Origin of the sequence: Raineyella antarctica, from assembly GCF_900092135.1 — a bacterium.
Lineage (GTDB): Bacteria > Actinomycetota > Actinomycetes > Propionibacteriales > Propionibacteriaceae > Raineyella > Raineyella antarctica.
The window spans coordinates 53,711-70,378 of sequence record NZ_FMYF01000006.1 but is presented as its reverse complement, the minus strand read 5'-3'; the positions used below and the strand labels follow the sequence as shown (position 1 = coordinate 70,378).

At 69.2% G+C, this 16,668-nt stretch carries 15 protein-coding genes and 2 tRNA genes; 11 read left to right on the top strand and 6 right to left on the bottom strand.

Annotated elements, in window-relative coordinates; all coding sequences use genetic code 11:
* The first annotated feature begins 43 nt into the window (after positions 1 to 43).
* From GA0111570_RS10440 to GA0111570_RS10410, 7 genes are all read left to right on the top strand, one after another.
* A complete protein-coding gene (locus GA0111570_RS10440) occupies positions 44 to 850 on the top strand; it encodes an Fpg/Nei family DNA glycosylase (RefSeq protein ID WP_092610426.1) in 807 nt (268 codons plus the stop codon).
* Position 851: 1 nt separating this feature from the next.
* Positions 852 to 2,420 (top strand): hypothetical protein, encoded by a 1,569-nt coding sequence (locus GA0111570_RS10435; protein WP_092610423.1) that lies wholly within the window; start codon positions 852 to 854, stop codon positions 2,418 to 2,420.
* Positions 2,421 to 2,532: 112 nt separating this feature from the next.
* Complete coding sequence (locus GA0111570_RS10430) at positions 2,533 to 3,441, top strand: ABC transporter substrate-binding protein (RefSeq protein WP_092610420.1); 909 nt, start codon at positions 2,533 to 2,535, stop codon at positions 3,439 to 3,441.
* Positions 3,442 to 3,451: 10 nt separating this feature from the next.
* Positions 3,452 to 4,363, top strand: a complete 912-nt coding sequence (locus tag GA0111570_RS10425; protein ID WP_217634112.1) for an amino acid ABC transporter permease — start codon at positions 3,452 to 3,454, stop codon at positions 4,361 to 4,363.
* A 2-nt stretch (positions 4,364 to 4,365) separates the two neighbouring features.
* Positions 4,366 to 5,163 carry an amino acid ABC transporter ATP-binding protein gene (locus GA0111570_RS10420; RefSeq protein ID WP_281245199.1) on the top strand — a complete coding sequence of 266 codons (798 nt, stop codon included), beginning with the start codon at positions 4,366 to 4,368 and terminating at the stop codon, positions 5,161 to 5,163.
* A gap of 112 nt (positions 5,164 to 5,275) precedes the next feature.
* Positions 5,276 to 6,178: an ABC transporter substrate-binding protein gene (locus tag GA0111570_RS10415; protein ID WP_092610414.1), complete on the top strand. Its 903-nt coding sequence runs from the start codon at positions 5,276 to 5,278 to the stop codon at positions 6,176 to 6,178.
* A 32-nt stretch (positions 6,179 to 6,210) separates the two neighbouring features.
* A complete protein-coding gene (locus GA0111570_RS10410) occupies positions 6,211 to 7,113 on the top strand; it encodes an ABC transporter substrate-binding protein (protein WP_092610412.1) in 903 nt (300 codons plus the stop codon).
* A 12-nt stretch (positions 7,114 to 7,125) separates the two neighbouring features.
* On the opposite strand, the gene glpK is transcribed toward GA0111570_RS10410, so the two are convergent.
* From glpK to GA0111570_RS10380, 6 genes are all read right to left on the bottom strand, one after another.
* Positions 7,126 to 8,670: a glycerol kinase GlpK gene (gene glpK, locus GA0111570_RS10405; RefSeq protein ID WP_092610409.1), complete on the bottom strand. Its 1,545-nt coding sequence runs from the start codon at positions 8,668 to 8,670 to the stop codon at positions 7,126 to 7,128.
* Positions 8,671 to 8,756: 86 nt separating this feature from the next.
* Positions 8,757 to 9,530, bottom strand: a complete 774-nt coding sequence (locus tag GA0111570_RS10400; protein ID WP_092610406.1) for a VOC family protein — start codon at positions 9,528 to 9,530, stop codon at positions 8,757 to 8,759.
* A 50-nt stretch (positions 9,531 to 9,580) separates the two neighbouring features.
* On the bottom strand, positions 9,581 to 10,969 hold the full coding sequence (locus GA0111570_RS10395) for an MBL fold metallo-hydrolase RNA specificity domain-containing protein (protein ID WP_092610403.1): 1,389 nt from the start codon (positions 10,967 to 10,969) through the stop codon (positions 9,581 to 9,583).
* Positions 10,970 to 11,011: 42 nt separating this feature from the next.
* Positions 11,012 to 11,085: transfer RNA gene (locus tag GA0111570_RS10390), tRNA-Gly, on the bottom strand.
* Positions 11,086 to 11,229: 144 nt separating this feature from the next.
* Positions 11,230 to 11,784: a DoxX family protein gene (locus GA0111570_RS10385; RefSeq protein WP_092610400.1), complete on the bottom strand. Its 555-nt coding sequence runs from the start codon at positions 11,782 to 11,784 to the stop codon at positions 11,230 to 11,232.
* Between the two features lie 216 nt (positions 11,785 to 12,000).
* A tRNA-Pro gene (locus tag GA0111570_RS10380) sits at positions 12,001 to 12,073 on the bottom strand.
* A gap of 242 nt (positions 12,074 to 12,315) precedes the next feature.
* Between GA0111570_RS10380 and tig the strand changes: the two genes are divergently transcribed.
* From tig to clpX, 4 genes are all read left to right on the top strand, one after another.
* Positions 12,316 to 13,842, top strand: coding sequence for a trigger factor (gene tig / locus GA0111570_RS10375; protein WP_092610397.1), 1,527 nt, complete (start codon positions 12,316 to 12,318; stop codon positions 13,840 to 13,842).
* A 192-nt stretch (positions 13,843 to 14,034) separates the two neighbouring features.
* Positions 14,035 to 14,610, top strand: coding sequence for a ClpP family protease (locus GA0111570_RS10370; RefSeq protein WP_092610950.1), 576 nt, complete (start codon positions 14,035 to 14,037; stop codon positions 14,608 to 14,610).
* 11 nt (positions 14,611 to 14,621) lie between these two features.
* Complete coding sequence (locus GA0111570_RS10365) at positions 14,622 to 15,308, top strand: ATP-dependent Clp protease proteolytic subunit (protein WP_092610394.1); 687 nt, start codon at positions 14,622 to 14,624, stop codon at positions 15,306 to 15,308.
* A gap of 22 nt (positions 15,309 to 15,330) precedes the next feature.
* Positions 15,331 to 16,626, top strand: a complete 1,296-nt coding sequence (gene clpX, locus GA0111570_RS10360) for an ATP-dependent Clp protease ATP-binding subunit ClpX (protein ID WP_092610392.1) — start codon at positions 15,331 to 15,333, stop codon at positions 16,624 to 16,626.
* Positions 16,627 to 16,668: the final 42 nt, after the last annotated feature.

The window sequence follows — 16,668 nt, the reverse complement described above, 5'->3', positions numbered from 1 at the left end:
AGACGGGCGCCACCGCCCGGTGGGCAGGACCGGAGGTCGCCCCGTGCCAGAGGGACACGTGCTGCACCGACTGGCGGACGAGCTCACCGCCGGTTTCGGCGGGCGGGTCGTCGCCGTCAGCAGCCCGCAGGGCAGGTTCACCACCGAGGCGATGATGCTGGACGGCTCCACCCTGGTGGCGGCCCGGGCGCGCGGCAAGCACCTGTTCATCGAGTTCACCGGTGAGCGGATCATCCACGTGCACCTCGGCCTGATCGGCTCGATGACCCTCGGCCCCGCCCGGCCGGTCGTCGGGCAGGTCCGGCTCCGGCTCGCCACCGACACACTGGTCGCGGACCTGCGCGGCCCGCAGGGCTGCCGGCTCACCGATCCGCAACACGAGGCGGCCATGGCCGCCAGGCTCGGCCCCGACCCGCTGGACCCCGCTGCCGACCCGGCACTCCTGCTGGCGCGGGTCCGCACCCTCACCAAGCCGGTCGGCACGGTCCTGCTCGACCAGGCCGTGCTGTCCGGGGTCGGCAACGTCTACCGCGCCGAGGTGCTCTTCCGGCTCGGGATCGACCCCCTGACCCCCGCCGCGGACCTGCCGCCCGCGACGTGGCGGGCCATCTGGGACGACCTCGTGGTCCTGATGGCCGAGGGCAAGCGACAGGGACGGATCGACACCGTACGCCCCGAACACACCCCCGAGGCGATGAGCCGGTCGCCGCGCACCGACGACCACGGCGGCGAGGTGTACGTCTACCGGCGCACCGACGAGCCCTGCCTGGTGTGCGGCACCCCCATTCGCCGCCGCGACCTTGCCGGCCGCAACCTCTTCTGGTGCCCGGCCTGCCAGCAGGGACACTGACATGCCCGCCCACCAGCTGCACTGGGGCGAGGCCGTCCTCTCCTTCGACGACCAGGGCAACCTGACCGGACTGGTCCACGACCAGTGGGGCCCCTACCTGGCCGGCCTGGACGTGCAGGTGGTCGGCGCCGCCGCTGGATCCCCGCTGGTGGCGATGGACGAGGACGAGGTCGAGGTGCACCGCGACGGACCGGTCCAGCTCGACGTACGCCACAGCGTCCTGGGCGGTTGGGACCAGCGCATCGTCGCCGCCAACGTGTCCGGGGCGGGCCGGGCGGCCACCGTGCGGCTGCGCCCGGTTCCGGCCCGGGACTGTGTGCTGTGGTGCTGGAGCGCCGGCGCGGAGGCGGCCTGGCTGGTCGCGCCGCGCGGTGAGGGACCCTTGCTGGTGGTCCGCCAGCGGCACGGCGGCACTGTGGACACCGACGGCTTCGAGCTGGGACCCGAGCGGTACTGGGAGGCGGGGGAGCGGCGGCTGTGGCACTGGCAGGCCGGCTGGCTGCCCGACCACCGCGCTGCTGCCGGCCTGTTGCCCGGATGGTGGCCGGACCCGATTGACCTGCCCGAGTCGGTCCCGCTGGTCATCACCGACCTGGACCTGGCCCTGGACGACGAGGACGACGCCTTCGAGCTGGCCCAGGTCGGGGACTCGATGGAACTGCTGCCGGCCGCCGGCGCCCATCGGCTGACGGCCCGGCTCAACGGCGCCCGGGGCACCACGCTGGTCGAGGCCCGCTGGGCGCCGCCCCTGGACCAGGTCGTCCAGGCCTGGGTCTCCCGCGTGCTGGACGGCGCGATCACCGCCGGGCTGGGCCGGACCGACCTGCTGGACAGCTCGGCCGAGGCGGCACTGGTGATGGTCGCGCTGGCCGGCTCCGGGGTCGCCGACCCGCTCCGCACGCTCGACACCGTCGAGGCCTCGATGCCCGGCCTGCTGCGCACCGATCCGGGCCCGGAGACCGTCCTGGCCTGTCTGGGACTGCATGCAGCGACGGGGGACCAGGACTGGCTGGAACGCGCCGCCGACCTGGTCACCGCGATGGCGCCCCGGCCACTGGGCGCGGTGGCCGCGATGAACCTGGTCACCACGCTCGCCGCCACCGGCCAGGACCCGGGCCCGGTCGCCGGCGCGCTGGCCCGGGCCGCGGCCCACTGCGCCACCGGCTTCGACCCCGAGGGTCAGCCCGTGCCCGAGGACGTCCGGGCCGAGTACGCGGTCGTGCTCGGCGCAGGCCGGTGGGACGCGCGCCTGCGCGACGTCGCCCGGCGGCTCGGGCGCCGCCTCGGCGGCGGCCTTCCGGGCCGGCTGTCGGGTGGGGACGGTGCCGAGCGGATGGCCAGGGAGACCCTGTTGCTCGGGATGCTCGACGAGCGGGGGGCCCCGGAGATGCGCCAGGAATGGCTGGTCGACCCCTCCGAGCTGGCCGAGCGCACCAGCCGGCGCCTGCTGGCCGACCTGGTCGACGATCCGGAGGGAATGGTCGACCCGGTGCCGCGGCCGGGCCGTCCCACTGCCAGGGCGTACGGTGCCAGGGTGCTGTTGCCACTGGTGCTGGCCCAGCAGTGGTGAGGGGCAGTCGGCCGGAGCGCGTCGCGGGGCGGGGGCGCGAGCCGGTCCAGTAGGATGTGCCGCCGAGGAGCAAGCAGGGCCGGGAGCCGGGCCCGCACTGGAAGGGAAACCTATGAACAAGTTGGCACGACTGGTCGCAGCTGCCACCTCGCTGGCGCTCGCCGGTGCGCTGGCCGCCTGTGGCGGTGGCAGCAGCCCCAAGGCCGACGCCAGTGCCTCGGCCGGCCCGACCACGGTGAACACCGCCGCCCCGCTCTACGACCAGCTCCCGCAGAAGATCAAGGACGCCGGCGTCATCCAGGTCGGCTCCTCGATCGAGTACGCACCGATGGAGTACTACGACACCGACGGCAAGACCGTCCTGGGCTTCGACAAGGAGCACGGCGACCTGCTGTCGGCCCAGCTCGGGGTGCCGTTCGAGTGGAACAACTCGAAGTTCGACGGCCTGATCACCCAGCTCAACTCCGGCCGGTTCGACCTGATCAGCTCCGCGATGACGGACAACGCCGAGCGCCAGAAGCAGGTCGACTTCGTCGACTACTACCGCGCAGGCCTGGTCCTGATCGTGCAGAAGGGCAACCCCGGCAAGATCAGCTCGGCCGACGACCTGTGCGGCAAGACCGTCGCGGTGATGCGCGGCACCGCCCAGGACCAGTACATGCAGGACACGGTCCAGCCGAAGTGCACCCAGGCCGGCAAGCCGATCCAGCTGCTCGCCTTCGACTCCGAGTCCGAGGCGCTGCTCCAGGTCAAGCAGGGCCGCGCGAGCGCCGGCATGCAGGACTACCCGGTCGCGGCCTACAACGTGCACCAGTCCGGCGGCGCGTACGAGGTGGTCGGTGAGCAGGTGGAGTCCAACCCGCTCGGCCTGGCCTTCTCCAAGAAGGACACCCAGCTGCGCGACGTGGTCCAGAAAGCCGTCCAGACCACCATGGACGACGGTTCGTACAAGAAGTTGATCGACAAGTACGACACGCCGCAGGGCGCCATCGACAAGGCGTCCATCAACGCGGGCAAGTGATCCGATGGCGATGACACCCTCCACTCCCGGCACGGCACCGGGAACCTCCGAGCCGCTCGCCGACGACATCGTCGCTGTCCCCGTCCCACATCCCTGGCGCTGGGTCGGGGCCGGTGTGGTCGTGGTGGTCCTGGGCCTGTTGGTCTGGGCCTTCTCCCAGGCGAACATCGACTGGTCGGTGCCGCCCAAGTTCTTCCTGCAGGAGCAGGTGCTGGTCGGCATGCGCAACACGCTGCTGATCAGCGTGCTGGCCCAGGTGGTCGGCGTCGCGCTGGGGGTCCTGGTCGCCGTGATGCGCCAGTCCGACAACTGGGTGACGAGGGGGGTCGCGGAGTTCTACATCTGGCTGTTCCGCGGCACTCCGGTGCTGGTCCAGCTGATGATCTGGTACAACCTCTCGCTGGTCTTCCCGACCATCCCGGGCACCGGCATCGTGATGAACTCGGTGATGACGCCGTTCACCGCGGCACTGCTCGGCCTGGGCATCAACGAGGGCGCCTACATGGCCGAGATCGTACGATCCGGCATCCAGTCGGTCGACAAGGGCCAGACCGAGGCCGCCGGGGCGCTGGGCATGTCCCGGGCCCACACGATGCGCCGGATCGTGCTGCCGCAGGCGATGCGGGTGATCATCCCGCCGACCGGCAACGAGTTCATCAACATGCTGAAGACCTCGTCGCTGGCGTACTCGATCCAGTACCTCGAACTGCTGCAGGCCGCGGTGCGGATCTACTCCAACACCCTGCAGGTGATCGAGATGCTGATCACCGTCTCGGCCTGGTACCTGATCCTGACCACCGTGTTCTCGATAGCGCAGTACTACCTGGAGCGGCACTTCAACCGGTCCGACCAGGACGCGGGCGTGGATGACGGCCCGCTCTCCAGGGTGCGCCGCAACCTCAAGTTCGGCAGACAGGAGTGAGCGTGCAAGCGGAGCGGTCGGCGGCGGGTGCCGCTGCGAGTGAGGCCATCGTCGAGGCCCGCGGGGTCAAGAAACGGTTCGGCCGCCTCGAGGTGCTCAAGGGCATCACGATGGACGTACGGCGCGGGGAGGTGGCGGTCCTGATCGGGCCGTCCGGCTCGGGCAAGTCGACGTTCCTGCGCTGCATCAACCACCTGGAGCGGATCAACGGCGGCACCCTGCGGGTCCGCGGCCACCTGGTCGGCTACCGGGAGCGCGACGGCAAGCTGCACGAGCTGCGCGAGTCCGAGATCGCCCAGCAGCGCCGCGGCATCGGGATGGTGTTCCAGCGCTTCAACCTGTTCCCGCACATGACCGTGCTGGAGAACCTCTGCGAGGCCCCGATCCACGTCGCCGGGGTCCGTCCGGCCCAGGCCCGGGCCACCGCGCTGGACCTGCTGGAGCGGGTCGGGCTGCCGGACAAGGTGAACGCCTACCCGGGCAAGCTGTCCGGCGGCCAGCAGCAGCGGGTCGCGATCGCCCGGGCACTGGCGATGAATCCCGAGCTGATGCTCTTCGACGAGCCGACCTCCGCGCTCGACCCCGAACTGGTGGGCGACGTGCTCGAGGTGATGAAGCAGCTCGCCGAGGACGGCATGACGATGGTCGTGGTCACCCACGAGATGGGCTTCGCGCGCGAGGTCGGCGACTACCTGGCGTTCATGGACGGCGGCGTGATCGTCGAGGAGGGCCGCCCGGCCGACGTGCTGGGCAACCCGCAGGAGCCGCGTACGCAGGCCTTCCTGTCGAAGGTCCTCTGAGCCCGGGGCACCGGCGTGACGCTAGGGGTGGGTCCGATGGGCCGCCTCGTGAGGCGCCGAGTAGTCTCATCACCTGCAGCCCGGCCGGACCGGCTGCCGAAAGGACCCCTTGATGAAGACCACGAACCGAGTTCTCGCCACGCTGGCCGCCCTGGTGCTGGCGGGCGGACTGTCCGCCTGTGGCGGCTCCGACCAGAAGGCCGGATCCTCCGCAGCGCCGACCACTGTCAACACCGCGGCGCCGCTCTATGCGCAGCTGCCGCAGGCCATCAAGGACAAGGGATCGGTCCAGGTCGGCACCGACGCGGCGTACGCGCCGATGGAGTACTTCGACACCGACGGCAAGACCATCATCGGCTTCGACAAGGACCTCGGGGACCTGCTGGCGACCAAGCTCGGCGTGCCGCTGGTCTTCAACAACGCCACCTTCGACGGGCTGATCACCCAGATCAACTCCAAGCGCTTCGACGCGGCCATGACGGCGATGAGCGACACCCCCGAGCGGCAGAAGGAGGTCGACTTCGTCGACTACTACATGTCGGGATCGGTGATGATCGTCAAGGCCGGCAACCCGCACAAGCTGGCGTCCGTGCAGGACCTGTGCGGCCAGACGATCGCCCTGCAGCGCGGCACCGTCCAGGACGAGTACGTCGCCAAGGAGCTCAGCCCCAGCTGTGAGAAGGCGGGCAAGGGCAAGATCGAGGCGCTGCTCTTCGACCACGAGTCGGAGGCCATGCTGCAGATCCAGCAGGACCGTGCGGTCGCCGGACTGCAGGACTACCCTGTGGCCGTGTACAGCGCCAAGCAGTCCGGCGGTAAGTACGAGACGGTCGGCGACCAGGTCACCGCCGCACCCCTGGGGATCGCCGTGTCCAAGGACGACACCCAGCTGCGGGACGCCCTCAAGGGCGCTCTGCAGGCATCCATCGACGACGGCTCGTACGCCAAGCTGCTGAACACGTACGGCACGCCGCAGTCCGCGGTGAAGGAAGCCACCATCAACGGCGGGAAGTAGTAGATCCCCCCGGTTTTCCGGAAGGACCGACCATGAAGATCCTCACCCGCGTGCTCACCCCGGTCGCCGCGCTGGCGCTGGCGGCCGGCCTGGCCGCCTGTGGCGGCAGCGACAAGGGGGCGACCTCGTCGCCCGCCCCGACCACCGTCAACACGGCGGCCCCGCTGTACGCGCAGCTGCCCCAGGCCGTCAAGGACAAGGGGTCGGTCCAGGTCGGCAGCGACATCGCGTACGCACCGATGGAGTACTACGACACCGATGGCAGTACGGTGGTCGGCTTCGACAAGGAGCTGGGGGACCTGCTGGGGACCAAGCTCGGCGTGCCTCTGGTGTTCAACAACGCCACGTTCGACGGGCTGATCACCCAGCTGGACTCCAACCGCTTCGACGCGGCCATCTCGTCGATGAGCGACACCAAGGAGCGCCAGCAGAAGGTCGACTTCGTGGACTACTACATGTCCGGCTCGATCATGTTCGTGAAGGCCGGCAACCCCGAGCACCTGGCCACCGTCGACGACCTCTGCGGCCGGACGATCTCGTTGCAGCGCGGCACCGTCCAGGAGGAGTTCGTCACCGGCACTCTCGGGCCGCGGTGCGTGAAGGCGGGCAAGAAGGCGCCGACGGTGATGGCCTTCGACCGGGAGTCCGAGGCGATGCTGCAGATCGAGCAGGGCCGCGCGGTCGCCGGCATCCAGGAGTACCCGGTGGCGGTCTACAACACCCGCCAGTCGAACGGGAAGTTCCAGACGGTCGGGGAGCAGGTGATCGCCGGCCCGCTGGGCATCGCCGTCTCCAAGCAGGACACCCAGCTGCGCGACGCCCTGCAGAAGGCGCTCCAGCAGTCCATCGACGACGGCAGCTACCAGAAGCTGATCGACAAGTACCAGACCCCGCAGAGCGCGGTGAAGGAAGCGACGATCAACGCCGGGACCTAGGCCGCTGGCCCCTCAGGACCCGGCGGTGTCCGGGTCGACCCAGTCCAGGGTGCGCGTGACCGCCTTGTGCCAGACCCGGAAGAGCCGTTCGCGCTCCTGCTCCGGCATCGCGGGCTGCCAGCGCGCGGCCTCCTGCCAGTTCTTCCGGACGTCCTGCTCCCCGTGCCAGTACCCGACGGCGATCCCTGCTGCGTACGCGGCGCCCAGGGCGGTGGTCTCGGTGACCTGGGGGCGGACCACCGGGAGGTCGAGGATATCGGCCTGGAACTGCATCAACGTGTCGTTGGCGACCATGCCGCCGTCGACGCGCAGCTCCTTCAGGTCGAGCGAGGCCTCCGCCCGCATCGCGTCGATGACGTCCCGAGTCTGGTAGGCGGTCGCCTCCAGCGCGGCGCGGGCGAGATGGCCGCGCTGGACGTAGCGGGTCAGCCCGACGATCGCGCCCCTGGCGTCGGGCCGCCAGTAGGGTGCGAACAGGCCCGAGAAGGCCGGCACGATGTACGCCCCGCCGTTGTCGTCCACCTCCGAGGCGAGCTGCTGGAGCTCGGCCGTGCTGGCGAACATCTGCAGCTCGTCGCGCAGCCACTGGACCAGTGAGCCGGCCATCGCCACCGACCCCTCCAGTGCGTACCGGGGTTCGTGGCCGTCGATCTGGTAGGCGACGGTGGTGACCAGGCCGTGGTCGCTGAAGACCGGGGCGGTGCCGGTGTTCAGCAGCAGGAAACAGCCGGTGCCGTAGGTGTTCTTGACGTCGCCCGGGTCGAAGCAGGCCTGCCCGAACGTCGCCGCGTGCTGGTCGCCCAGCATCCCGGCGATCGGGACCCCGGCCAGCAGCCCTCGTCGCCGGCCGTGCCCGTACACCTCGGAGGACGAGCGGATCTCCGGGAGCATCGACAGTGGGATCCCCATCTGCTCGCAGATGGAGGGGTCCCACTCCAGGGTCCGCAGGTCCATCAGCATCGTGCGCGAGGCGTTGGTGACGTCGGTGGCGTGCACGCCACCCTCGGTCCCTCCGGTCATGTTCCACAGCAGCCAGCTGTCCATGGTGCCGACCAGCAGGTGCCCCGCCTCGGCCGCGCGCTTGGCGTCCGGGACGTTCTCCAGCAGCCAGGTGGCCTTGGGGCCGGCGAAGTACGTCGACAGGGGCAGCCCGGTGCGGCGCTGGTAGCGGTCCGTCCCGCCGATCCGGGCGAGACGACGACAGATGTCCTGGGTCCTGGTGTCCTGCCAGACGATCGCGCGGTGGATCGGCTCACCGGTCCGGCGGTCCCACACCAGCGTGGTCTCGCGCTGGTTGGTGATGCCGATCGCGGCGATCGAGTCCTGGTTCAGCCCCGCCGCGGCCAGGGCCTGGGCCACGACCTCCCGTACATTGCCCCAGATCTCGACCGCGTCGTGCTCCACCCATCCCGGCCGGGGGAAGTACTGGTGGTGCTCGCGTTGTCCGGTCGACACCGGCCGGCCGGTCCGGTCGAAGATGATCGCCCGGCTGCTCGTGGTGCCCTGGTCGATCGCGAGCACGTACTGGTCCTGTCGGATGTCCGTCCTCGGGCGCATCGTCGGCTCCTCCCGGCAGGGAACGGTGGGGACAAGGCTAGTCCCGGAAGGAGCCGACGATCAGGCGAAACGGGGGGTTGCCAAGCTCAGGCATCGGGGGCGGTGACGACGACGAAGCGCGCCCCCTGGTCGTCCATGAACTCCCCGAACCGGCCGTAGGGGCTGTCCTGGACCGGGCTGACGACCGACCCACCGAGCCCAAGGATCTTCTTGGCCGTCTCGTCCACGTCGGTGGCGCCGAGGTACGTACGCCAGTACGCGGGCTGGCCCTCGCCGAGCCAGGTCGCCTGTCCGATGCCGGCCGTGGCGGTGGACTCGGGGCCGTTGGTCGAGTACCGGAACTCGTCGGTGTCGGCCATCGGCTCCACGGTCCAGCCGAAGACCTCGCGGTAGAAGTCGAGGCTCGCGTCGTACGCGGGGGTGAACAGCTCGAACCAGCACGGCGCACCGGCCACCATGAACGCCTCGATCCCGACGAAGTCGCTCGGCTGCCAGAACCCGGTCGCACCGTGGCCCGGGTCGGCGACCAGTCCCATCGTGCCGCTGGTGCCCACCGGCATCGGCGGGACGATCACGGCGCCTCCGTTCGCGACCGCCTTGTCGCAGGTGGCCTGCGCGTCGGGGGTCTGCAGGTAGACGGTCCAGGCATCCGGGCCGGCCGGCATCTCCGGGACCCGGCCCATCAGTCCCCCGATGTACGCATCGCCGCTCTTGATCATGTTGTAGTTGCCGAAGTCGGGGCCCTGGTCCTCGTACGTCCAGCCGAAGAGGGCGGAGTAGAAGGCGCGGGCCTTGTCGGCATCGGTGGTGGTGAGGTCGATCCAGATCGGACGACCCTGCGGGGTGGCGTTCTCGCTCATGCGCTCATCCTCACAGGCCCTGCAGCCCGGCAACAGGGGGTAGCTGCAGATCAGGCGAAGGGTTCCACCACCACCACCTCGCCCTGGCGGGCCACCGCGCAGGTCAGTCCCAGTTCGGCGCTGATCCGGTCGTGCAGGGCTGCCGAGGCGGCGGGCTCGCCGTGGACGATGAACACCGTCTCCGGGGCCGGGTCGAGGTCGCGCAGCCAGTCGACCAGGTCTGTGCTGTCGGCGTGCACGGAGAACTCCGCGTCCCGGACCACTCGGGCCCGGACGGGCACGTAGCGGCCGTGCAGCTTCAGCTCCCGGGCCCCCTCCTCCAGGACCCGGCCGCGGGTGCCGGCCGCCTGGTAGCCGGTCAGGATCACGGTGTTGCGCGGGTCGGGGAGCAAATGTGCGAGGTGGTGCAGCACCCGGCCGCCGGTCGCCATCCCGGAGGCGGAGATGATGATGGCCGGACCCTGGAGCTCGTCGAGCTCACGGGAGTCCTGGGCGTCCGGGGTCTCGTGCAGGTCGGCCAGGCCGAGGAAGTCGTCCACGTCCAGGTCCTGGCGCAGCTCGTCGCGACAGCCGGCCGAGCGGTAGAGCCGGAGGGCGTCCAGTGCCATCGGGCTGTTCACGTAGATCGGCAGGGAGGGGATCCGACCGTCCCCCTGGAGCTCCCCGATGGTCTTGAGCACCACCTCCGTACGGTCGACGGCGAAGGCGGGGATCAGCACCTGCCCGCCGCGCGCGACGGTGTCCCGGATGGCCTCTGCGAAGTCCTCGTGTGCCAGCGGCGGTTCGGGATGCTCCCGATCGCCGTACGTCGACTCGATCACGACGTACGGGGCCCCGGGCGGGGTGTCGCGACTGCGCAGCACGGGGTGGTCGTGGCGACCGATGTCACCGGAGAAGACGATCGCCGTCGAGGGGGTGGACACCCGTACGCTCGCCGACCCGAGGATGTGCCCGGCCCGGGTCCACCGGCACACCACGCCCTGTCTGATTTCGACGTCGGTGTCGTAGTCGACGGGCCGGAACAGCGGCAGCGTCCGCTCCACGTCCTTGACGGTGTAGAGCGGCAGGGCGGGATGGTGCTTGGAGTAGCCGTACTGCTCGGCGAGCTGGGCGTCCCGCTCCTGCAGGAAGCCCGCGTCGCGGAGCACGATCCCGGCCAGGGCGGCGGTACCCTCGGTGGCCCAGATCGGGCCCCGGTAGCCGTTGCGGACCAGCGCCGGGAGGTAGCCGCAGTGGTCCATGTGGGCATGGGTGAGGACGACCGCGTCGATCTCGGCAGGGTCGACCGGGAAGTCGGCCCAGTTCAGAGAGCGCCAGCGCTTCTCGCCCTGGAACATCCCGGCGTCGACGAGCAGGCGCCGATCACCGAGGGTCAGGAGGAACCGGGAGCCGGTGACGGTTCCGGCTGCGCCGAGGAAGGTGAGGGTGGTGGGGGCCATGGATCAACACTGGACCCTCGGGGCGCGCTGCGCGAGCGCTTTTGGAGCGGATGACGGGAATCGAACCCGCGTAGCCAGTTTGGAAGACTGGGGCTCTACCATTGAGCTACATCCGCGTTGTGCCGGCAAGCCGACGCAGGGCAAGAGTATAGCGGTCGTCGTCTCCGGCGACCAAACGACAAGGGCGCCCCCGAACGGGGACGCCCTTGTGTTGGTGGTGGATGCCTGTCGCGGTGACGGTCAGGCATCCACCACCGGGATCAGCGCAGCCAGCCGTCGCCGACCATCCGGCCCCAGATCTTTCCGACGCCGAGGGTGTCGCCGGCTCGGGTCAGGGCGAAGACGACCAGGGAGAGGCCTTCGATCCAGTGGCTGTCAACGATCGGGTTGGTGAAGCCGGCGCCGGGCCGGCCGATCGGGAACTCGGCGAGGTACATCAGGAACATCAGCAGCGCGCCGGTGATCGCGGCGATCTTCAGTCCGGCGCCCAGCATCACGGCCACGCCGATGGCGAGCAGGCCGATCATGAACAGCCAGTCGGCCCACGGGCCGGCCATGCCCTGGAAGAGCGCCGCGAAGGGCCCTTCAGCGTTCTTCATGAAGCCCTGGGCGGGGGTGCCGCCGTTGATCCAGGCCCGCTCGGGCTTCGTGGTGAAGCCCAGCCCGAAGACCTTGTCGATGAAGGCCCACAGGAAGATGAAGCCGACGACGAGTCGGAGGATGGCCAGGGTGAGACGCGCCGCCGGCGACGTCACGACCTGTTCCTGGGGGGTGTAGGTGGTGGAGGTGGACGCGGTTGTCGTTGTGGTCGACATCGGGAATTCTCCTCAGAGGATGTGTCCTGTGGCTCCAGACTAGCCAGCAACTACGCCACGTAGTTGATTCAGGGCGCCCTCAGGTTCGAGTGTTATGAAACCGATACCCGGTGGGGGTGTGGTGGCGGTCGATGCGGTGCGCCCGTCAACCATCCACCCCGCGGACGCGAACCGGCCCTGGCCAATGTCTCCACTGGTCAGGGCCGGTTGCGGGGGTCGGGGCGACAGGACTCGAACCTGCGGTCTCCTGCTCCCAAAGCAGGCGCGCTAGCCACTACGCTACGCCCCGGTCGTACGACCCGGAGGCCGACGATGCTGCATGCGGTCGGGCCGGACTGGCCGACCCACCGAACCCTTGGAGTGTAGCGGCGGGGGAGTCGACCGTCCAAGTCCACATTTCCTGCAGGGCGCGCGGCCACGCTAGGATGACATCCTGTCTGCGCTGGGGAGACTCAGGTGTGGACGCACATGACTTGAGGGGGCGACCATCCGGGCCGTCGCCCTGTGTCCATCGATTCAGGAGTATCCGTCTTGCCGAGCACTGTTGAGCAGCTGAGCCCTTCGCGAGCCAAGATCACCGTCGAGGTGCCTTTCGCCGAACTGAAGCCTCACCTGGACAAGGCCTACAAGGAGATCGCCCAGCAGGTGCAGATCCCCGGCTTCCGTCCCGGGCACATCCCGGCGGCGATCATCGACCAGCGCTTCGGCCCCGGCGTGGCGCTGGAGCAGGCGCTGAACGAGGCGCTCCCGGGCCTCTACTCCAGCGCTGTCGATGAGCACGGGCTCGTCCCGCTGACCCAGCCGGAGATCGAGGTCACCAAGCTGGAGGTCGGCGAGAGTGTCGAGTTCACCGCTGAGGTGGACGTCCGTCCCGACTTCATGATCCCGGCCTTCGACGGCATCGAGGTCGAGGTCGACGCGGTCGAGTCCACCGAGGACGAGCTCGAGGAGCAGGTCAAGATCCTGCGCGAGCGCTTCGCGACCAACACCGAGGTCGACCGGGCCGCCAAGGAGGGTGACCTGGTCACCTTCGACCTGAAGGCCACCAAGGACGACGAGCTCGTCGAGGGCGGCGAGGCCGAGGGCGTGACCTACCGCGTCGGCGCCGGCGGCATGGTCGAGGGCATGGACGAGGCGCTCACCGGCATGAAGGCCGGCGAGACGAAGTCCTTCACCTCCACCCTCGTCGGCGGCCCCGCGGCCGGCCAGGAGGCCGACATCGAGGTGACCGTGACCAAGGTCCAGGAGCAGGAGCTCCCCGAGGTCGACGACGACTTCGCCCAGATGGTGTCCGAGTTCGACACCGCTGACGAGATGTACGACGACCTGCGCGAGAACCTGGCCCGGATGCACCGCGTCGACCAGGCCAACACCGCCCGCGACAAGGTCCTCGAGGCCGTCATCGGCCAGATCGACATGGAGCTGCCGGAGAACCTGCTGGCCTCCGAGATCAGCGCCCGCAACAACCAGGTCGACCAGGAGCTGGCCCAGGCCGGGATGACCCTGAAGCAGTACCTGGCGGACTCCGACGAGACCGAGGAGTCCGAGGAGGAGTTCCGCGCGAACCTTGCCCAGCGTTCCGCGGAGGCCGTCAAGGCCCAGCTGGTGCTGGACAGGATCGCCGAGGACCAGGATCTCCAGATCGAGCAGACCGACCTGACCGAGCACCTGTTCGCCCGTGCCCGCGCCAACCGCACCTCCCCCGAGCAGGAGATGCAGCACATGCTCGAGCACGACCACACCAACGAGTGGATGACCGAGATCCGTCGCGCCAAGGCGCTGGCCCTCATCGTCCAGTCCGCCACGGTCAAGGACACCGAGGGCAACGTCATCGACCTGAAGAACCTGCAGGCCGACGGCACCTACGCCGAGCCGGCCGAGGCCGAGGGTGACACCGACGTCGCGGAGGAGTCGGCCGACGAGGCCCCGGCCAAGAAGGCTGCCGCCAAGAAGGCCCCGGCCAAGAAGGCCGCCGAGAAGGACGCGGACGACACGGAGGTCCGGGTCGACGACCAGGCCGCCGACGAGGCCAAGTCCGTCGAGGCCGACGCCGAGTGAGCAATCCGGCTACCTGACGCGTACGTCGCAGCGGCCGTCCCCTCGGGGGCGGCCGCTGTCGCTTCCCCGTCTGCCGACAGCGAACACCGCCGCCAATGTCTCCGATTTGTCGTGGCGGGCCGGTAGGTTCGTTTCGTGAACGTTAATCAGGGAAGCCCCTTGCAGGCCGCGAACGGGTCGAGCCCGCTCGGCATGGCGGACAACGTCTACCAGTCCCTTCTTGCGAACCGGATCATCTTCCTCGGATCCGAGGTCCGGGACGAGAACGCGAATGCGATCTGCGCCCAGATGCTCCTGCTGAACGCGGAGGACCCGGAGAAGGACATCTACCTCTACATCAACTCCCCTGGTGGATCGGTGACCGCCGGCATGGCGATCTACGACACCATGCAGTGGATCTCGAACGACGTCGCCACCGTCGCGATGGGCATGGCCGCCTCGATGGGCCAGTTCCTGCTCAGCGCGGGCACCCGGGGCAAGCGCTACGCCCTGCCGCACAGCCGCATCCTGATGCACCAGCCGCTGGGGGCCGTCGGAGGCACCGCCACCGAGGTGAAGATCAACGCCGAGCAGCTGCTGGCCACGAAGAAGGAGATGGCCAAGCTCATCGCCGAGCACACCGGCCAGCCGTTGGAGCGGATCGAGTCCGACTCCGACCGGGACCGCTGGTTCACCGCCCAGGCGGCCCTCGAGTACGGCTTCATCGACCACGTGTACGAGAAGGCCTCGCAGATCACCAACGACGCCAACGACGCCCCGAACCAGTGAGGAGGACGACCATGGATATGCAGCATCTCGCTCGGTTCAACATGGAACAGCGCCAGGAGGCCCTGGCCCCGTCCGGGATCACCCCGGCCGGCCCGCAGATGGACTACTTCATCCCCCAGTGGGAGGAGCGTACGTCCTACGGCGTCCGCCGCGTGGACCCGTACACCAAGCTCTTCGAGGACCGCATCATCTTCCTCGGCACGCCGGTGACCGATGACATCGCCAACGCCGTGATGTCGCAGCTGCTGGTGCTCCAGTCGATGGACCCCGAGCGCCCGATCAGCATCTACATCAACTCCCCGGGCGGCTCGTTCTCCGCGATGAGCGCCATCTACGACACGATGCAGTACATCAAGCCCGACGTGCAGACGATCTGCCTGGGCATGGCGGCCTCGGCCGCCGCCGTCCTGCTGGCAGCCGGGACCAAGGGCAAGCGTCTCGCGCTGCCGAACTCGACCATCCTGATCCACCAGCCCTCGATGGGGCAGACCTCCTACGGCCAGTCCTCGGACATCGAGATCCAGGCCAACGAGATCCTGCGCATCCGGGCCCTGATGGAGAAGATGCTCTCGGACGCCACCGGCCAGTCGGTCGAGCAGGTCAGCCGCGACGTCGACCGCGACAAGTACCTCACGGCCCCCGAGGCCAAGGAGTACGGGCTCATCGACGACGTCCTGACCTCGCTCAAGGACGTCTAGGCCTCCGGGGGACAGGACCACCATGTCGCGTATCGGGGAGACCGGTGACCTGCTGAAATGCTCGTTCTGCGGGAAGAGCCAGAAGCAGGTCAAGAAGCTCATCGCAGGACCCAGCGTCTACATCTGCGACGAGTGCATCGAGCTGTGCAACGAGATCATCGAGGAGGAGTTCTCCGACACCGCGGAGGCCGGTGCCCTCGATGAGCTCCCGAAGCCCCAGCAGATCCGGGACTTCCTCGACGAGTACGTGATCGGCCAGGACTCGGCCAAGAAGACCCTCGCGGTGGCGGTGTACAACCACTACAAGCGGGTGCAGGCCCAGAGCGCCCCGACTCCTCGGCGAGCAGCCGAGGAGGACGGGGTGGAACTGGGCAAGTCGAACATCCTGCTGATCGGCCCGACCGGGTGCGGCAAGACCTACCTGGCCCAGACGCTGGCGCGGATGCTCAACGTCCCGTTCGCGATGGCCGACGCCACCGCCCTGACCGAGGCCGGCTACGTCGGCGAGGACGTCGAGAACATCCTGCTGAAGCTGATCCAGGCCGCGGACTTCGACGTCCACAAGGCCGAGACCGGCATCATCTACATCGACGAGATCGACAAGGTCGCCCGCAAGTCGGAGAACCCCTCGATCACCCGCGACGTGTCGGGTGAGGGCGTCCAGCAGGCCCTGCTGAAGATCCTGGAGGGGACGGTGGCCTCGGTACCGCCCCAGGGTGGCCGCAAGCACCCGCACCAGGACTTCATCCAGATCGACACCACCAACGTGCTGTTCATCGTGGGCGGTGCGTTCGCGGGCCTGGAGGACATGGTCAACGAGCGGGTCGGCAAGCGGCCGCTCGGGTTCAACAACGACCTCGCCTCGCGGATGGAGAAGAGCCGGGAACCGTACGCGGACGTGCGTCCGGAGGACCTGCACAAGTACGGGCTCATCCCGGAGTTCATCGGCCGCCTGCCGATGATCGCCACGGTGTCCCCGCTCGACCGTGATGCGCTCGTACGGATCCTGATCGAGCCGCGCAACGCCCTGGTGCGCCAGTACCAGCGGTTGTTCGAGCTGGACGGTGTCGAGCTGGAGTTCACCGACGACGCGATCGCGGCGGTGGCTGATAGCGCGCTCGAACGCGGGACCGGCGCGCGAGGCCTGCGCGCCATCCTGGAGGAGTCGCTGCTCGACATCATGTACGAGGTGCCCTCGGACGAGAACGTCACCCACGTGGTCGTCAATGCCGAGGTCATCACCTGCGGCGCCAAGCCCGAGCTCCTCACCCGGGCCCAGGCGAGCAAGCGCGGCCAGCGGCACGAGAAGAGCGCCTGAGCCAGGCAGGACGAGGAACGAACGAAGCCCCGGCCCCCCTTG